12 protein-coding genes are annotated in these 18,457 nt (G+C 73.1%); 4 read left to right on the plus strand and 8 right to left on the minus strand.

All coding sequences use genetic code 11. From position 1 onward, the window contains the following. Positions 1-20: 20 nt before the first annotated feature. From GJ743_RS14080 to GJ743_RS14090, 3 genes are read right to left on the minus strand one after another with little or no spacing between them, the layout of a single operon-like run. Complete coding sequence (locus tag GJ743_RS14080) at positions 21-2,387, minus strand: beta-galactosidase (protein WP_328289198.1); 2,367 nt, start codon at positions 2,385-2,387, stop codon at positions 21-23. Next, positions 2,384-3,694, minus strand: a complete 1,311-nt coding sequence (locus GJ743_RS14085) for a cellulase-like family protein (protein ID WP_155052550.1) — start codon at positions 3,692-3,694, stop codon at positions 2,384-2,386. The genes GJ743_RS14080 and GJ743_RS14085 overlap by 4 nt, the downstream gene beginning before the upstream one ends. Next, positions 3,691-6,969 carry a DUF5107 domain-containing protein gene (locus GJ743_RS14090; protein ID WP_328289199.1) on the minus strand — a complete coding sequence of 1,093 codons (3,279 nt, stop codon included), beginning with the start codon at positions 6,967-6,969 and terminating at the stop codon, positions 3,691-3,693. The genes GJ743_RS14085 and GJ743_RS14090 overlap by 4 nt, the downstream gene beginning before the upstream one ends. 128 nt (positions 6,970-7,097) lie before the next feature. On the opposite strand from GJ743_RS14090, the gene GJ743_RS14095 reads away from it, so the two are divergent. After that, entirely contained in the window at positions 7,098-7,961 is an 864-nt protein-coding gene (locus tag GJ743_RS14095; protein WP_155052551.1) for an AraC family ligand binding domain-containing protein, read from the plus strand. 40 nt (positions 7,962-8,001) lie between these two features. Here GJ743_RS14095 and GJ743_RS14100 read toward each other — a convergent pair whose 3' ends face one another. The 3 genes from GJ743_RS14100 to GJ743_RS14110 all read right to left on the minus strand — a co-directional run bounded on the left by GJ743_RS14100 (position 8,002) and on the right by GJ743_RS14110 (position 11,296). Then, complete coding sequence (locus GJ743_RS14100; protein WP_155052552.1) at positions 8,002-8,931, minus strand: carbohydrate ABC transporter permease; 930 nt, start codon at positions 8,929-8,931, stop codon at positions 8,002-8,004. Then, positions 8,925-9,902, minus strand: coding sequence for a carbohydrate ABC transporter permease (locus GJ743_RS14105; protein ID WP_328289200.1), 978 nt, complete (start codon positions 9,900-9,902; stop codon positions 8,925-8,927). The genes GJ743_RS14100 and GJ743_RS14105 overlap by 7 nt, the downstream gene beginning before the upstream one ends. Positions 9,903-9,973: 71 nt before the next feature. Then, entirely contained in the window at positions 9,974-11,296 is a 1,323-nt protein-coding gene (locus GJ743_RS14110) for an ABC transporter substrate-binding protein (RefSeq protein WP_196217011.1), read from the minus strand. Positions 11,297-11,549: 253 nt separating this feature from the next. Here GJ743_RS14110 and GJ743_RS14115 point away from each other — a divergent pair, with 253 nt between their 5' ends. The 3 genes from GJ743_RS14115 (at position 11,550) to GJ743_RS14125 (ending at position 16,204) form a co-directional block, all read left to right on the plus strand. Then, on the plus strand, positions 11,550-12,839 hold the full coding sequence (locus GJ743_RS14115) for an ABC transporter substrate-binding protein (RefSeq protein WP_230386801.1): 1,290 nt from the start codon (positions 11,550-11,552) through the stop codon (positions 12,837-12,839). A 120-nt stretch (positions 12,840-12,959) separates the two neighbouring features. Then, on the plus strand, positions 12,960-15,056 hold the full coding sequence (locus GJ743_RS14120) for a beta-galactosidase (RefSeq protein WP_328289201.1): 2,097 nt from the start codon (positions 12,960-12,962) through the stop codon (positions 15,054-15,056). Between the two features lie 35 nt (positions 15,057-15,091). Then, the gene (locus tag GJ743_RS14125) at positions 15,092-16,204 is read left to right on the plus strand and encodes a glycerate kinase (RefSeq protein WP_155052555.1); all 1,113 of its coding nucleotides are present in this window, start codon (positions 15,092-15,094) and stop codon (positions 16,202-16,204) included. 189 nt (positions 16,205-16,393) lie between these two features. Here GJ743_RS14125 and GJ743_RS14130 read toward each other — a convergent pair whose 3' ends face one another. Together GJ743_RS14130 and GJ743_RS14135 are read right to left on the minus strand one after the other, a co-directional pair. Beyond that, positions 16,394-16,657 (minus strand): hypothetical protein, encoded by a 264-nt coding sequence (locus GJ743_RS14130; RefSeq protein ID WP_155052556.1) that lies wholly within the window; start codon positions 16,655-16,657, stop codon positions 16,394-16,396. Positions 16,658-16,932: 275 nt separating this feature from the next. Continuing rightward, the gene (locus GJ743_RS14135; RefSeq protein WP_328289202.1) at positions 16,933-18,336 is read right to left on the minus strand and encodes an FGGY family carbohydrate kinase; all 1,404 of its coding nucleotides are present in this window, start codon (positions 18,334-18,336) and stop codon (positions 16,933-16,935) included. Between the last annotated feature and the right edge of the window lie 121 nt (positions 18,337-18,457).

An 18,457-nucleotide genomic window follows, 5' to 3' on the forward strand; every position in this document is an offset into this window, starting at 1 on the left:
GTGAGACTTCTCGACTCAGCTCAGTGGATTGCGCGCCAGACTGTCGAACGGAGGCCGACGAGCCGGTCCAGCGAACCGAGCGGCCCGTCGTGCGTCCGTCGGCGCGCGGCTGCAGCCGGCGGAAGGTGGATCTTGGCGTCGGGGTGGAGCTGCAGGATGCGCAGCACGACCTGCGCAGAGGCGTGCACGCTGGCCGCGTCGAGGTCGACGAGCCACGGCGTGCCGTCCCAGAAGCGGTCGGCGACCGTGCGGCCGTCGACCTCGAGGGTCGCGACATCGCCCGCCCACTCGACGAGGAGGGTGCGCATGACGCCGTCCTCCGGTGAGCCCAGTCCCTCGAGCGGGATGCGCACGGCGAGCCGATCGAGGTCGTAGGCGGTCGGCGCGGCACGGCGAGCGGGCGTTCCGCCGAAATCCGCGCGGGCGAGGTTCGGGTCGAACCGCACGACCTCCGTGTGCCGGACGGGGAGACGCTGCGAGTCCGTCCCGTCGAAGGCGACGCCGACGAAGGCGCCGGCGGTCGGGTCGTAGCGCTCGACGTGCGGCGTCCGGTCGGACCGGGCGCGGAGTGCATCGTCGTCGAGCCAGAGCGGGCTGCGCGAGCGCAGCACCATCCGCTCGCCCGAGCGCGCGTCGAGCACCCAGAGTTCGTCGGCCCATGTCGCGGGGAGGATGAGCAGGTCGAGCTCGGCGTGGTCGTCTCGCAGGCGATGGAGGGTCGGACCGTCGTCATCGCGGGCGTCGACGAGGAGGGGTGCGGACGCGACATCCGTGCTCACCGAGACCGTCGCCGGAACGCCCGGCTCGGCGAGCAGCACCAGCGTGGGCACGGCTGCGGCAGCACTCGTCGATGGATCCGGAGTGCGGTCGGCACCGAGCACCGTCACGACCGACGCGGTCGCCCACTCCACGACTGCGCCGCCGAGCGCGAGGCCGAGGGGCCAGCGGGCGACCGTGCCCGGCGGGATCGTCAGCGGCGGCCGCGACGACGGCGGCACGAGCGCCGTGCCGCTCGCCAGGGCGACCTCGAAGCGCACCCCGGCCACCGCCGCGAGCGCGTCGAACGGCTCGTGGTGCCCGACGAACAGGAACCCGGCGTCGCCCTCGGAGCGCACGGCCCAGCGGAGCGTCGACCGGTCGTCATCGGCCCGCGGCATCCGCTCGGGGAGTCGCGACGTCATCGGCGCCAGGCGGTCGCCGAATGCGGCGAGGAACGCATGCTGGATGCGGAGCGCCGCATGGCTCGGCGCGAGGATGCCCGCCGCCCCGATGGGCGCATGGAAGTCGTAGTCGAAGCGCGGCAGGTCGTTCGGGTAGCCGGTCGCGAGCGATTCCTGCAGGCCGTCACCCGGGTTCAGGCCGCCCGCGTACATGTAGTAGCCCTGCCAGTTCGACCCGGACCCGAGCTTGGCGTTCGCGACCGTCGCGAGGTCGAGCGCGCCCGGCAGCGGCCGACGGTGATACGCGGTCGCCATCCCGCCCCCGAGCTCGCACGTCGCGACGGGGAAGTCGGGGGAGGCCGCGGCGCGGGCGCGCGGTGGGGCGGCGGTGCCGGCGGCGGCCGGGGCGTCCGCCCGCTCACCGCGCAGGTCGGCGCCGATGCCGGGATCGTCCCAGTCGTGCGAGAACCGGAAGTGGGCGCGGAAGCTCGACGGCCACGGCGCATCCGCGTCGACCCAGAACCCGTCGGCATACCCGCCGAACACGGGCATCACCACTTCCGGCGGGAGTTCTGCGCCGTCCCAGGCCGTCGCCGTCCAGATCGGCGCCGCCAGGCCGGCCTCGCGGGCGAGTCCGACGAGCGTCGCGAGGTGACCCGGCCGGTCGATGAGCTCGTTCTCGACCTGGATGCCGATGACGGGGGAGTCGGGCCCGCAGAGCGGCGCGAGCTCGCGGCCGATCAGGTCGAACCAGCCGCGCACGAGGTCCAGGTACGCGGGGTCGTCGGTGCGATGGGCGACGGATGCCTCGGCCACCCAGTGCGGGAATCCGCCGTTGCGCACCTCGCCGTGGCACCACGGCCCGATGCGGACGACGACGTCGAGCCCCACCTCGGCGGCGAGCCGCACGAACGCGGCGACGTCGAGGCCGTCGGCGAAGCGCGGCTCGCCGCGCACCGGCTCATGGTGGATCCAGATCACGTACGTCGAGACGACCGTGACGCCGCCGGAGCGCATCAGCTGCAGCCGCTCGCGCCACTGCGAACGCGGCACGCGCGAGTAGTGCAGCTCGCCGGAGACCGGGATGGCAGGACGCCCGTCGAGCTCGACGTACCGGCTCGTCAGCGCGATCCGTCCGCGGCGATCGCGCTCGTTCGACATGGCCGGGCGGGTGAGCGGCGGCCGGGTCTCGAGGGCTGCGAGACGCGGCGGCATCCGCTCGGTCACCGACCGGCCCCGGTGACGAGACCCGTCATGCGACGTTGCCAGTCGATGTCGGACCACATCGGATGGTGCGGTGCCGCGTTCGAGCACGTGACGACGCCCCACACCCCGTTCGCGAGCGCCGTGCGGATGCCGTGCTCGGCGAGCTCGAGCCCGAAGCCGGTCTCCTCGAAGCGCCCGTCGCGCGGCGTGTAGCCCACCCAGCCCTCGCCGACGGCGGCGGGGACTTCGCGCCACCGCGCCCATTCGGCGACGGCGATGACCCGCGACTCGACCTCACGGCGCATGACCTCCCGGTACGGCTCGACGTGCTCGGCGAGCCATCCGTCCCACTTCGCCGGGTCGATCCAGTCGTAGCCGTAGATCATCTGGTCGGTGACGACCGTCGCCTGCAGCTTCCACTCGGTGGGGCTGCCGTACTCGGCGAACGTCGGCGCGTCGTCGCGCAGCAGCGCGCGCAGGTCGGCGTTCGGGAAGCCCTCGGTGCCCTCGGAGCGGATGTCGATGCGCCGCTGCAGGGCGTCGAGGACGCCGTACGAGTACACGTGGAACTGCGCGACGTCGAGCGCCTCGGACAGCCGATGCATCGCCAGGTGGGGCGGCTTGCCGTAGCTCGCGGTCACGAGCTGGCCCCGATGGCGCGATCGCAACCACCCGAGCACCGCCTCGCCGCCGCGCTCGATGGGCGGCAGGATCGAGAAGTCGACCTCGTTGTGCAGTTCGGTGAACGCGATGGCGTCGCCCAGCCCCTCGGCTTCGAGGTCGGTCAGCAGCCGGTCGAACGCGTCGCCGAGCACCCGGTCGCGCTCGTCGAGCGGGACCTCGTCGATCGCCCGGAACCACGCCGGGTCGGCCGCGAACGCCGGTGTCTGCTGGTACTCCCAGCTCGAGAGGATGACGGCCACGCCGTGCCGCTTCGCGGTCTCGACGAGCTCGAAGAGCCGCGCGCGGACGTCGATGCGGTAGCCGCCGGGGGCGTCGTACCAGCGGGTCCGCTGGCCGTAGTACCCGCCCGTCGGGGCCGACCCGAGCCCTTCGACCTCGAGGTCGCGCGCGAGCGCGTCGAGGCCGAGCGTGCCGGCGACGAGGATCGGTGCGGCGCAGATGCGGATGGCGTTGTAGCCGCGATCGACGGTCTCCGTCATCGCCCGGTCGAGGTCGGCGAACGGCTCGCCCGCGCCGGCGCGCGTGATCCACGAGAAGTCCCACAGGCAGATCGCGAGGCGGTCGGGCAGGTGCTCGGGGACCGATCCGGTGAGCGTCGGATCGGGCTCGGCGGCGAGCGGGGTGCCCAGGTAGCGGTCGCTCATGCGGCGCGCATCCCCTCGAGTCGGCCCGCCGCGGCGAGCTCGCGAAGGCGGGCGGCCTGCTCCCGTCGCCGCTCGGCGGTGTCGACCGAGAACAGCAGCAGTTCCGGGAGGGAGGTCGCGAAGTAGTCGACCCGATCGGCGGCGGCCTCGAGTGCGTCCGCTCGGTGCTCGAGGGAGCCCCAGACGGCGAGGGCCCCGGTCTCGTCGCCGAGCCGGGTGCAGGCGATGCCGACCCAGGCGTCGCGCTCGTCGGGTGTGCGCGCCGCGGCGGCGAGCGGACCGCCGCCGAGCGCCCGCTGCCACGCGTCGCGCGCGGCGTCGCGGTCGCCCGCAGCGTTCAGTGCGTCGCCGAGGAGCACGAACCGCTCGGCCACGGGGTCGGCGGGGTGGCGGCCCTCGCCCAGGTGCTCGGGGATGCGGATGCCGTCGCGGAGCAGGTCCGCCGCGGCTCGCGCGTCGCCCTCCGTCATGAGTCCGCGCGCCACCGCGGCGCTCGCGCGATCGAAGACGCGGATGACCTGGCCCTCTCCGCCCTCGAACGGCTGGAACGCCCGGCCGTCGAGGAACGCGAGCGCGTCGGACGCACGCCCGACGTCGACGAGCAGGTTCGCGTACGCGATCGCGAGGTCGTCGCGGATGAGGACCTCGGGCCCGGCCGCTTCGATGGCGGCGAGCCGCTCGATCGACGGCACATGGCGGATCGCCGCGAGCTGGTCGCGTTCGTACACGAGCCGCGCGTCGCCGGGACTGCGCCGGAGCGCCTCGCCGTAGCGGCGATCGGCGTCCGCGAGGTCGCCGCCCGCGTTCACCAGTGCCACGGCCGCGTTGCGCCAGACGACCGGGTCGCCGATTCCGGCCGCGATCGCGCGGTCGAGCGCGAGGAGCGCCGCCTCGGTCCGGCCCGCGTCGAGCAGCCAGCATCCGAGGTACCCGGCGGCCCGCGAATCCTCAGGATCCGCGTCGAGGGCGTCCTCGAGCGCCTGCAGGTCGTCGAGGCCGTGCGGGAACGCGAGCGTGGGGTCCGCGGCTGCCGCGTCGGCACGCGCTGCTGCGGCATCCGACCGCCGGCCGACCGCATCGAGGAACGCTGCGAGCGCGTACGCGGCGAGCGGGGCCGGGTTGCCGAAGGCCGTGACCGGCGCGGCGGCCGCCCGCTCCGCGAGCGCGATGCCGCGGCCGTGGTCGCCCATGCGGAAGACCTCGTGCGCCATGGTCAGCAGGGTACGCGGGTCGACTGCGTCGAGGGCGCCGTCGAGCGCCGCGAGCAGCGGGTCGAGCGGGTCGGCGGCGCGCGCACGGTCGAGGTCGCGGGAGGCGACGGCTTCCCGGCCGAGTGCTCTGAGTGCGACCACGCGGCTCGCGATCGCGGCCGCGCTCGTCGGATCGGCAGCGCACGCCGTGTCCGCGAATGCCAGCGACAGTTCGGCGTCGCCGGCCGCGAGGGCGAGTCGCGCGCGACCGAGCGCCGCGGGCAGCGAGAGGGCGCCGTCCCAGCCCGCCTTGCCGAAGGCATCGGCCGCGGCCTCCCGCCGGCGGAGGCGCTCGAGCACGAGCGCGCGCAGCAGGTGCGCGTCGCCGTGCTCGGGATTGAGGTTCCGACGCGTGAGGCGCTCGAGTGCCGTTTCGACGTGCTCGAGCGCGGTCTCCAGCTCGCCGCGCGCGAACGCGATGCGGGCGAGCTGCAGTCGGGCGCGGGAGTCCCCGGGATCGCGCCGGACCGCCTCGAGGAAGTACGGTTCGGCCGGTCGGGTCGGATGCCGGTACTGCACGAGATGGAGCCCGGTGAGGGCGAGTTCGTCGGTGCCCGCGATCTCGTCGGGCGCTGCGGGCTCGGTCGCCACCCACGGCTCGCCGTCGATGACGGCGTGCGCCCGCCAGCTGACGAGGCTGCGCTCGCCCACCGTGACGTCGACCTCGAGGTCGTCCCGCGAGACGACGCCCAGCGCGACGTCGAGCTCCACCGTTGCGATGAACGGCTCGCCCGGCGCGATCGCGGCGAGCCATTCGCCGAGGTCGTCGCCGCCGCGGCGGCGGAGCACGACCCGGACGACCTCGTGCGCGGCCGTCGTCACGACGCCGAGCCGCGCGGACGAGGCATCCGCCTCGAGCCCGAGCGCCGCCTCGAGGGTCGCCTGCACCGCCGGGCCGATCGCCTGGATCGGATACCAGAACTGGCTGAAGCGCCGGGTCTCGCCCGGAGCAAGCCAGCTGAAGTCGGGCTGGTTGTCGGTGAAGACGCCGGCCATGAGCTCGACGTACGGGCCGTCCCCGTCGGTCAGGTGGCGATCCCACGCCTGCCCGACCGCGCCGGCGCCCCAGGTCCACTGCTTCTTGCCGGGCGCGATGGCGCGATCGGCCCAGTGCACGAATCCCGCCCCGGCGTCGTGGTCGTAGCCGCCGAAGAAGTCGTCGACGGTGTCGGTGATCATGTACGAGGTCGGCACCGGGATGTTCGAGGCGACGTCGATGCGGTCGGCGCCCGGGCGGTCCGTGGCCAGCGCCGGGTAGTCGACGCCGTAGTACGGGCGGTCCGCCGCGGGGAACGCGGTGATCGCGCGACGCGCGTGGTCGGCGACGTACCGGACGTCGGTCGGGAAGAACGACTGGTAGCGCTGGTGGGAGCGCGCCGCGACGTTGGCCCACCACAGGAACGTCTGCGGGACGTCGGTGCGGTTCACGAGGCTCGCCTCGAGCTCGATCGCCGATGAGTCGCCCCGGAGGCGGATGCCGTGCGTGCCCCGCATGCGCTGGAGCGGGTCGAGGTCGGAGTGCCACACGACGACCTCGGCGTCGCTCGCACGCTCGATGCAGGTCTCGACCGGGAGGAACGTCGCGGGGCGATGGTGCTGCGGCCAGTTGAACTCCACCCCGCCCGACACCCACGGCCCGGCGAGCCCGACGAGCGCCGGCTTGATCACGTTGTTGCGGTAGAAGAAGTCGTAGTCGCGCGTCTTGTCGTATCCGATGTGGATGCGCCCCCCGAGTTCAGGGAGCAGCACGAGCCGCACCCACCGGTTCTCGAGGTGGATGGCGCGCCAGGCGCGCGGCCGGGACACGGCCTCGATGCGGTCGGTGAACGGGATCGGGTAGACCCGTCCGCTGGAGCCCTGGTAGACCCGGCGGTCGAGGAACAGCGGATAGCGGTCGGGTTCCGAGGGCTCGTAGGTGTCGATGACGAGCGGCTCCTCCCAGCACGCGACGTCGCCCGCCTCGAGTCGAGCCCGCTCGGCGGGCGGCGGTTCGGGCAGCTGGATGCGACGGTGCAGGGAACTCACGCGATCGAGCGTAGGTGCGCGCGAGCGCTGCGGACATGGGCGATCACGGATACGGCATGGACGTTCCGATGATCGCGATCGTCGCTGTGACCGCCGCGTCGCGCGGCGACCGATGCGAGGATGGAGGGATGGAGCGTCGCGACGGGTTCGAGCACCAGCGGCTGTGCGTCGTGCCGCGTCCGCTCGTCGACGCCGCGCTCGCCCGGCCCGTGACCCGCCGTCTCGTCGCGACCGACGCCGGGCTGTTCCCGGCGGCGGAGGGACATCTCCGGCGCCGGCCCCGCGGAGCCACCGAGGCGATCGTGATCGTGTGCGTCGACGGGGCCGGATGGGTCGACCTCGCGGGCGCGCGCACTCGGGTCGCGCCCGGGACCGCGGTGCTGATCCCGCCCGGCGCCCCGCACGCCTACGGCGCCGACGACGACCGGCCGTGGACGATCTGGTGGTGCCACCTCAGGGGCAGCGACCTCGGCGACCTCTGGGAGGCCGTCGGCGCATCCGCCGAACGGCCGACCGTGTCGCTGCGCTCGGTCGACCGCGTCACCGCGCTGCTCGACGAGATCGTCTCGGGGCTCGAGCGCGACCAGTCGCCGGCCCGGCTGCTCGCGACGGCCGGGATCGCGTGGCGGCTCATGACCCAACTCGCCGTCGACCGGCGCCTGCCCGAGCAGGGCGAACCGCTCGAGCGGGCGATGCGCTACCTGGAGGAGCGGGTGGACGGGAGCATCCGGGTGAGCGACCTCGCGCGCCTCGTCGGGGTCTCGGCGTCCCACCTCGGCGCCCTCTTCCGCGAGGCGACCGGCGGCGGCGTCCTCGCGCATCACACCGCGCTGAAGATGGCACGTGCTCGCCTCCTGCTCGACACGACCGACCTGCACGTGGCCGAGGTCGGCCGCGAGATCGGCTACTCCGACCCGTTCTACTTCTCGCGCCAGTTCAGCCGGACGCACGGCATGAGCCCGACGGCCTACCGCGAGCACCGCAAGGGGTGAGGCGACGGATGCCGCACCGCCGTGGCATCCGCCGCCGGTCTCAGCCCTTCGTGGCGCCGGCGGTCAGGTCGGCGCGCCAGAACCGCTGCAGCGAGACCATGAGGACGACGAGCAGGACGACGGAGACAGCCGAGCCGGTGACCACCAGGGTCGTGAAGGCGGGGTCGCGCTGCGTCTGGGAGTTCCAGAGGGTGAGGCCGAGCGTGATCGGGAACCGCTTCGGGTCGTTCAGCATCACCAGCGGCAGCAAGTAGTTGTTCCAGATCGTCACGAACTGGAACAGGAAGACCGTCACGATCGCGGGGGTCATCATGCGGGTCGCGATGCCGCCGAAGATGCGCAGGTCGCCGGCGCCGTCGATCCGCGCCGCCTCGATCACCTCGTCGGGGACCGAGGCGTTCGCGTGGATGCGCGCGAGGTAGACGCCGAAGGGACTGACCATGCACGGCAGCAGGACGCTCCAGTACGTGCCGGTGAGGCCGACGGTGTTCAGCAGGAAGTAGAGCGGGAGCGCGATGACGGTCGCCGGGACGAGCACGCCGCCGAGGATGGTCCAGAACACCGCCTCCTTCGCCGGGAAGTCGTACTTGGCGAACGCGTACCCGGCGGCGACCGAGAGCACGGTCGCCACGGCGGCGCCCACGCCCGAGTAGACGACGCTGTTCACGATCCAGAGCGAGAAGGCGCCGCCGTCCTGCGTGAACAGGTCGACGAGGTTCTCCCAGGCCTGCGGGCTGTCGGAGAACCACAGCCCGAAGGTGGAGTAGAGGTCGCCGGGGGACTTCGTCGCGGCGATGAGCACCCAGGCGATGGGGAGCAGGAAGTAGATCGCTGCGAGGACGAGCAGGCCGTTCACGGCGACCGAACTCGCCGCGGAGCGTCGCGCGCGCCGACTCGTCTCGCGGTCGGGGCCGTGGGCTCGGCCGTGTCCGTCGACGGATGTCGCGGCGGGGGCGATCGAGGTCACCATGCGCGATTCCCCTTCCGGTTGACGATCCTCAGGAACAGGGCGGAGAAGCCGAACGCGAGCAGCGCCACGATGACGGCCATCGCCGCGGCGAGGTTCGGATTGCCCTGCGCGAACGCCTGGTTGTAGGCGGCGAGGTTCGGGGTGTAGTCGGAGCTGATGGCGGTCGTCAGGGGGCGCAGCACGAGCGGTTCGACGAAGAGCTGCAGCGTGCCGATGATCGTGAAGAGGGTGATGAGGACGATCGACGGGCGGATGAGCGGGAGCTTGATGTGCCAGATGAGTCGCCACTCGCCCGCACCGTCGAGTCGCGCGGCCTCGTAGAGCTCTGCGGGGATCGCGTCGAGGGCGGCGATCAGGATCAGCATGTTGTAGCCGGCGAAGCCCCAGAGCGCGATGTTCGCGATGGCGAAGAGCGCGGCGTCGGAGCTCAGCGGGTTCACCCCGTCGACGCCGAGCGCCCCGAGGGCCTGCAGCACCGGGCTCGTCGCCGGGATGTAGAGGAAGCCCCACAGGAGCGACGCGATGACGCCGGGCACGCCGTAGGGCATGAAGTACGTCACCCGGAAGATGCGGGGGAACCGTGCGGCCGCGGCGCCGAGCAGGAGCGCCAGCCCGAGCGCGGTGACGACCATGAGGGGGACCTCGATCCCCGCGAACGCGAGCAGGCGGCCGAGGCTCGCGACGAAGGACGCGCTCGTCAAGGCGCCGACGTAGTTGTCGAGGCCGACGAACTCGCGGGTCGGCGCGCCGAGTCCGAGCCCGCTCGAGCGCTGCGTGAACAGGCTGTCGACGATCGCGAAGACGATCGGGGCGATGAAGAACGCGGCGAACATCACGAGGAACGGGACGAGCAGCACCCACAGGGCGCCCGGGGTCCGGCGTCGGCGACGGGATGCCGCGGGGGCGGCGTCGCCTGACGCGATCGGGGTCCGCTGCGCGCTGTGCGGCGCCGCGGTGGCGGTGGCGGTCACGGTCGGGCTCCTCGTGGTGGTGGGGATGCGGGAGGACGTGCCGGGCCGTCCGGCCCGGCACGCCCGTCGGCTCACTCGGCGACCGAGATGCCCTTGTCCTCGAGCGCCGCGGTGAAGTCCTCCTGCGTCTGCCGGTACGCCTCGGTGAGGGGCGTTCCCGACTCGACGGCGGACTTCACGTTGTCGGTGAGGTCGGCGAAGAGCGTCTGGGAGAGCGGCGGCCACTTCCACGTCGCGGCGACCGCGGCGTCGGACTCGGCGAACACGTCCCAGATGTCCTGCCCGCCGTAGAAGGCGAACACCTCGGGGTCGTCCTGCAGGCTCTCGATCGACTCGAGGTCGGTGATGGCCGGCCACCCGGCACCGATGCTCGTGAGGATGCTCACGCTCTCGGGGTCGCTGTTGAGCCAGAGTGCGAACTCCGCGGCCTCAGCCGGGTGCTCGGAGCCCTTGAGGACGACGTTGGCGGAGCCGCCGGCCCAGGTCGCGGACACGGTCTCGCCCTCGCTCCACTGCGGCATCGCCGCGACGGCCCAGCTCCCCGCGGTGTCGGGTGCGGTGCCGCGGACGATCGCGTCGGCCCAGGATCCCGAGATCCAGCTCGCGACGTTGCCGCTCTGCATGTCGGCGTTCCACTCGCTGGAGAAATCGGCCTCGATCTTCACGAGGTCCTCGTCGATGAGCTTCTGCCAGAACTCGGCGACCTTGAGCGTCTCGTCGTCGTCGATCGCGACCTTCCAGGCGTCGCCGTCGACGGTGAACCACTCGCCCCCGCCCTGCTGGGACAAGCCGATGAGCCACGGCGCCTGGTTGAAGGCGAAGGCCGCGATGTAGCGGTCCGGGTCGGACGCGCGGATGGCCTTCGCCGCCTCGTAGTACTCGTCCCATGTGGTCGGGGCCGAGAGTCCGAGCGAATCGAAGATGTCCTTGCGGTAGAACTGGCCGAGCGGGCCGGATGCCTGCGGGACGGCGTAGACGCGGTCGTCGAAGACGCCCGTCTCCCACTGCCACTCGGTGAAGCGGTCGCCGGCGTCGCCGACGTGGTCGGTGATGTCCTCGAGCGCGTCGTTCACGAGGAACTCGGGGATGGCGTCGTACCCGACCTGGGCGACATCCGCGGGGTTGCCGGCCTGGACCGCGGAGATCATCTTCGCGTAGCCGCCGTCGGGGCCGGCGGTGATCGTCTCGAGCGTGACGTGGATGTCGTCGTGGGCGTCGTTGAACGCGTCGACGGCCTGGTCGATGTTCGGGACCCAGGACTGGAAGGTGAGCTCGACCGGGTCGCCGGAGTCGGCGGACTCCGAGCCGGCGGCGCACGATGCGAGGCCGATCACGGCGACCGCGGCGACGGCGACGCCGGCGACCACGCGGCGACGGGCGCGATGCTGCTGCATGGGAATGCTCCTTTGCATGGTGTGGGGAAGCGGTGCGGAGGCGACGCTACGCGCGGCCCGCGGGCGATCCCATAGCCGATCGCCCCCGCGGCATGGACGATCCGATGATCCGAGGTGCTGCGTCGAAGCATGGTGGCTGCGCAATCCGGGCACTCGGGTGTTGACCACTTGAATCGTTGCACGCTATGGTGCGGGGAAGCGCTTTCCCAGAGCGCAAGCAGCACCTCTCACCCCCATTGCACGGAGGACGACGATGTTCACGAGGATGAACGGCCGCCACTGGCTCACCGCCGCGGCCATCACGGGGGCCGCGGCCCTCGCCCTGACCGGTTGCGCGGGCGGCGGCGACGCCGGCGGCGAGTACGACCCCGAGGAGGAGGTGACGCTGAACTTCACCTGGTGGGGCAACGACGACCGCGCCGACCGCTACGGGCAGCTCATCGAGGCCTTCGAGGCCGAGCACCCCAACATCACGATCGACGGCACTTTCACCGACTTCCCCTCGTACTGGGAGAAGCGCAAGACCGAGGCGGCCGGCGGGGGCCTCCCCGACGTGTGGCAGTTCTCCGACTCGTACCTCCGCGAGTACGCCGAGCCCGGCCTGCTGCTCGACCTCGAGACCGTCGGCGACTACATCGACTTCGACGCGTTCGACGACGGCCTCAAGCAGACCGGCCAGCTCGAGGGCACGCAGTACTCGCTGCCGACCGGGTACAGCGCCTGGGCGGTGTTCCTCAATGACAAGCTCCTCGCCGACGCCGGCGTCGAGCCGTACGAGGGCGGCACGTCGTACGACGAGTACACCGAGTGGATGGCCGAGGTCACCGAGGCCACGGGTGGCGAGGTCTACGGCGGCACCGACATGACCCAGCGCATCCAGACCTTCGAGAACGTGCTGCGCGCGCAGGGCGGCAACCTCTACACCGAGGACGGCGAGCTCGGCTTCACCGAGGACGAGCTGGCCGACTTCTGGAACTCGGGCGTCGAGGCGCGCGACGGCGTCGCGATCCCGCAGCAGCAGCTCGAGGAGATCGCCCCGATCTCGGGCTTCGGCTCGAACCGCACCGCGAGCGAGGCGAGCTGGAGCAACTTCCTCGGCGGCTACCTGGCCGACTCGGGCGCCGAGTCGGTGACCATGGTCGCCCCGCCCATCGACGAGGCCGGCGGCAAGGACCTCTACCGCCAGGCCGGCCTGCAGATGGCGATCTCGGCCGACACCGAGCACCCCGAGGCGGCCGCGCTGTGGCTCGACTTCGTCGTGAACAGCGAGGAGGCCGGCGAGGTCTTCGGCACCACGCTCGGCTTCCCGGCCTCGGAGACGAAGCTCGCGGGCACGACCCTCGAGGGCGTCGACGCGCAGGTCGCCGACTACCTCGACTCGGTCGCCGACCGCATCGGCGAGGCCCCGCCCGTGCCCGTCGTCGGCTACGGCTCGCTCGAGCAGACCTTCTGGGACCTCGGCAAGTCGATCGGCCTCGGCGCGATCACCGTCGACGAGGCGGTCGAGCAGTTCTTCGCAGAGGCGAAGGTGATCCTCGGCTGACCTGATCCGGCCCCGCGGGCGCCGGCTCCCACACGGGGGTCCGGCGCCCGCGGCATGATTCCGATGTGCGGCGGCGCGCCGAGGCATCCGCCCACCTGCAGACACCACGAGGAGACCGACGTGCACTACGGCGCCGACTACAACCCCGAGCAGTGGCCCGAGGAGATCTGGCCCGAGGACGTCGCGCGCATGCGCGAGGCCGGCGTCACGATGGTGAGCCTCGGCATCTTCTCGTGGTCGCGCATCCAGCCGCGCGAGGGCGAGTTCGACTTCGCCTGGCTCGACCGGGTCATCGACCTGCTGCACGAGGGCGGCATCGCCGTCGACCTCGCAACCGCGACCGCGTCGCCGCCGCCGTGGGCGACGGCCGCCTACCCCGAGATGCTCCCGCAGGACGAGGACGGCGCCACCTACTGGCCCGGCAGCCGCCAGCATTTCGCGCCGTCGTCGCCGGTCTACCGGCGCCTCGCCGGCGAGCTCGTCAGCGCGCTCGCCGAGCGGTACGCGCACCACCCGGCGATCGTCATGTGGCACGTCAACAACGAGTACGGCTGCCACCTGAACTTCGACTACTCGGATGCCGCGCGCGACGCGTTCCGCCGCTGGCTCGCCGATCGCTACGGCGACGTGCACGCTCTCAACGAGGCCTGGGGCACGGACTTCTGGTCGCAGCGGTACCAGTCCCAGTCCTTCGACGAGGTGTTCCCGCCGCGCAAGGCGCCGTACTCGCGGAACCCCGGGCAGGAGCTCGACTTCCGCCGGTTCACGAGCGACATGCTGCTCGAGTGCTACCTCATGGAGCGCGAGATCATCCGGGCGGCGGGGGCGACGCAGCCGATCACGACGAACTTCATGGGCGCGTTCAAGCCGGCCGACTACGCCGCCTGGGCGAAGCATATGGACGTCATCAGCGACGACTGCTACCCCGACCCGAACGACCCCGAATCGTTCCGCGCGGCGGCATTCCAGCGCGACCTGGTCCGCTCGCTGAAGCCCGAGGTCCCGTGGATCCTCATGGAGCAGTCGACGAACGCCCTCAACTGGCGCCCGACGAACGCGCCGAAGGCGCCCGGGCAGATGGCCGCGCTCAGCGCGCAGGCGATCGGGCGCGGCGCCGACGGCATCCTGTTCTTCCAGTGGCGGCAGTCACGGGCGGGCGCCGAGAAGTTCCACTCGGCGATGCTCCCGCACGCGGGCACCGACACGCGCACCTGGCGCGAGGTCGTCGCGCTCGGCGAAACGCTCGCCGCCCTTCCCGAACTCCCGTCCGGCGACGCGACGGCGCGCGACGCGCGCGTCGCGCTCGTGTTCGACTGGGAGAACTGGTGGGCGGTCGAGGCCTCCGACCACCCGCAGAACGCGCTCGACTACCTCGCCGTCATCCAGCGTTGGTACCGCGCGCTGCACCGCCGCCACGTGCAGGTCGACATCGTGCCGGCCGCGCGCGTCGGCGAGGGCTACGACCTCGCGATCGCGCCGCTGCTCTACCTGGTGCGCGAGACGGATGCCGCCGCGCTCGCGTCGTTCGTCGAGGCGGGCGGGCACCTGCTCGTCGGACCGTTCAGCGACGTCGTCGACGAGGCCGACCGGTTCCGCGACGGCGGGTTCGCGACGCAACTCGGTCCGCTGTGCGGCATCCGCATCGAGGACTTCGGCGCGCTCGTCGCGCCGGATGCCGCGGCCGGGGTGCCGGGGGAGCGGATCGCGCCGTTCGCGGGTGCGGGGGCCGGTGCGGGGGCGGTGACGGATGCCACGGCGGCGACGGATGCCACGTCGACGGATGCCACTGGTGATGCCGGCGCCGGCGCCGGCGCCGCGATCTCGGGCGTCGGGACGCTGCTCGCCGAGGAGATCCACGTCGTCGCCGACGACGCCCGCGTTGAGGCGGCGTTCGTCGGCGGGCGCCGGGCCGGCGACCCCGCACTCACGGTCCACCCGGTCGGAGCCGGTACCGCCCGCTACCTGGCGACCGTTCCCGACGAGGCCGGCGTGCAGTCCGTCGTCGACCACCTGCTCGTGGCGTCCGGGGTCGAGCCCGTCGTCGCGGGGCTGCCCGACCACGTCGAGATCGCCCGCCGCGGGCGACTCGTCACGGTCGTGAACCACGGAGGCCCCGAGGCATCCGTCGACCTGGCCGGCACCGACGCCGTGACCGGCGACCGCGTCGACCGGGTCGTGATCGGCGCGTTCGACTGGGCCATGGTGCTCACCGACTGAATCGCCGTACGATGCAGCCCGACGAGGAGGTTCCCATGCCCGCACGCCGGATCGTGTTCGCGCCCGACTCGTACAAGGGCACCGCGACCGCGGCCGCGGCCGCCGACGCGCTCGCGCGCGGCTGGCATTCGGTCGCACCCGACGACGAGCTCGTCGTGAAGCCCATGGCCGACGGCGGCGAGGGCACGCTCGACGCGTTCGCGGCCTCGGTGCCGGGCGCGGTGCGCGTGCCCGTGACCGTGCAGGGACCCGATGACCGGCCGGTGGATGCCGCGTGGCTGCGCCTGCCCGACGGCAGCGCGCTCGTCGAGCTCGCCCTCACGAGCGGCATCACGCTGTGCGACCCGCTCCGCCCGCTCGACGCGCACACCGTCGGCTTCGGCCAGGCCATCGCGGCGGCGCTCGACGGCGGAGCCACTCGGGTGCTGCTCGCGATCGGTGGCAGCTCGTCGACCGACGGCGGGGCCGGCGCACTCGCCGCGCTCGGCGGCAGGTTCCTCGACGGCGAGGGGTGGCCGGTGCCCTCGGGCAACCGCGGTCTCGGTGCGATCGCGCGCGTCGACCTCTCGGGGCTCCGCGAGCGGCCGGCCGGCGGCGCGGCGATCCTCAGCGACGTCACGAACCCGCTGTTCGGGCCGTTCGGCGCGAGCGCGATCTTCGGCCCGCAGAAGGGTGCGACGCCCGAGCTGATCGAGCCGATGGAACGCAACCTCGGACGGCTCGTGCGCGCGATGCCCGACCGGGCGGCGTTCGCCGACGCGGCCGGCGCGGGCGCGGCCGGCGGTACCGGATTCGGGCTGCTCGTGTGGGGCGCGCACATGGCCGGCGGGTCGGCGGCGGTCGCCGAGGCGATCGGGCTCTCGCCTGCGTTGGCGGGTGCGTCGCTCGTGATCACCGGTGAGGGGCGCTTCGACGGGCAGTCGGCCGCGGGCAAGGTGCCGAGCGAGGTCGCTGCGCGAGCGGATGCCGCGGGCGTGCCCGTCGCGCTCGTCGCGGGCGCGATCGACGCCGACACGTCGGGCTTCGTGGCATCCGCATCGCTCACCGACCTCGCCGGCGGGGGAGCGGCCGCGATGGCCGACCCTCTGCGCTGGCTCGAGGCCGCGGGCGCGGAGCTCGCGCGAACGTTCGGCTCCTCGGCCCCGTGAGTGCGCGGTTTCGCGACTGGTGCGCGCATCGGTCCGTGCGCACTCGTCGCGAAACCGTGCACCAGCGGACGCTCGGACTCGCCGAGCGGCGCGGCACCCGGACCGGTCCCATGAGTGCGCGATTCCGCGACTGGTGCGCGGGTCGGTCCCCGCGCACTCGTCGCGAAACCGCGCACCCGTGACCGGGGTTCAGCCCTTGTGCAGCCCCGGATGCGGCTTCGGCCGCTCGTCCTCCCGGGTGTAGCTGCCGTGTTCCTCGGACGCCGGATGCGTCTCGGGATGCGTCGCGGTCGACGTGTAGTCGCCGACCACCGATTCGTCCTCCTCGACGCCGTCGGTGCGCGTGTACTCGCCCTCGACGGTCCGCTTCCGCGGCGCTTCGCCCTCGACCTCGGTGTACTCGCCCTCGACGTCGTCGGGATCGGGTCCGCGGACCTCATCGGATTCGGACATCATCATGGTCCTCCTACCTCGTCGGCGGGGCGTCGTCGGACGGCGACGTCCACGGCCATGCTACGCGCCGACCCTCGACGGAGCCCAACGCCGCCGACGGGTGTCGGCGGGGTGGACGACGCGCGTGCGGAGCGCGAGAATACGCGCCCGCCTCCTCGGGCGGCTGATCTCAGCGGCTGCAGCTCCGATCGCGACCCCGGCGCGGGTCTGCCCGGGGGCAGACCCGGGCACAGGCCAGTTCCGGCGCGCGCCGCGCCCGCGTCGCCCGGCACGTCTCAACCCGTCGCGCGCGCCTGCGCCGCGGCGTAGCGCCGACGGATCTCCGGTCGCGTGTCGACCGGCATCGGATCGCCCGCCTCGATGGGCCAGTCGGGCCGCTCGCCGGTCAGCACCCACGCGGCCTGCCGCGCGGCGCCGTCGGCGACGTACTCGCCCGGAGCCGGCACCACGACCGGCACGTCGAAGACCTGCGTGGCGGCGACCTGCACGGCCGGGTTCTGCGCCGCGCCGCCGATCAGCAGGATGCGCCGCGCCTCGACGCCCTGCGCTCGGACGGCGTCGAGCCCGTCGGCGAGCCCGCAGAGCAGACCCTCCACCGCCGCGCGGGCGATCGACGGGCGGGTCGTGTTCGCGAGCGTGAGCCCGGAGAATGAGGCGGTCGCGTCGGGCAGGTTCGGCGTGCGCTCACCCTCGAAGTACGGCACGAGCACGGCGCCGGATGCCCCGGGCTCGGCCTCGAGTGCCAGGCGGCCGAGTTCGGCGTGGTCGACGCCGAGCAGTCCGGCGGTCGCGTCGAGCACGCGTGCGGCGTTCAGCGTCGCGATGAGCGGCAGGAACCGGCCGGTCGCGTCGGCGAATCCCGCGACGGTGCCCGAGGCGTCGGCGACGGCGGCATCCGTCACCGCGAACACCGTGCCGCTCGTGCCGATCGACACGACGACGTCGCCCGCCGCCGCGTCGAGGCCGAGCGCGGCGCCGGCGTTGTCGCCCGCGCCGGGCCCGACGAGGATGCCGACGGGGGTCTGCCCGGCGGCCTCGCCCGGGCCGAGCACGCGCGGCAGGACCGCGTCGTGCCCGAGCGCGCCCACGAGGAGGTCGCGGTCGTAGCCGTCGGCGCCCCAGTACGCGGTGCCCGACGCGTCCGATCGGTCGGTCGCGAGCTCCTCGAGCACCGGGCCGAGCGGCGACTCGCCCGCGGGGCCGTACCCGCGCAGGCGCCAGGTGAGCCAGTCGTGGGGGAGCGCGACGGCGGCGACGCGCGCGGCGTTCCCGGGCTCGGCGTCGCGCAGCCAGCGCAGCTTCGTCGCGGTGAAGGAGGCGACGGGCACGACGCCCGTGCGGCGCGCGTACTCGTCGGCGCCGACCTCGTCGATCAGGTCGCGCGCCGCCTGCGCTGAACGGGTGTCGTTCCAGAGCAGGGCGGGGCGGATGACGCGGCCCTCGCCGTCGAGCACGACCATGCCGTGCTGCTGGCCCGCGATCGAGATCGCCTCGACCCCGTCGAACCCGCCCGCGTCGGCGAACGCGGTGAGCAGGGCGCCCCACCACGCGGCGGGGTCGACCTCGGTGCCGTCGGGGTGGGCGGCGCGACCTGAGCGCACGAGCGCCCCGGTCGCGGCATCCCGGATCACGACCTTGCACGACTGCGTCGACGAGTCGACGCCGGCGACGAGCGGCACGATGTCCTCCTTCTGTGGAAACTCACTCGAGTGATGCACCTCTCGCCGAGTGATACGGGTGCCGCAGTATCACTCGGCGGAGGGTGTATCACTCGGCGGGGGTGGGGCGGCGGGGGTGAGT

This window comes from Agromyces bracchium (assembly GCF_009709675.1).
In the GTDB taxonomy this organism is placed as follows: Bacteria; Actinomycetota; Actinomycetes; order Actinomycetales; family Microbacteriaceae; genus Agromyces; species Agromyces bracchium.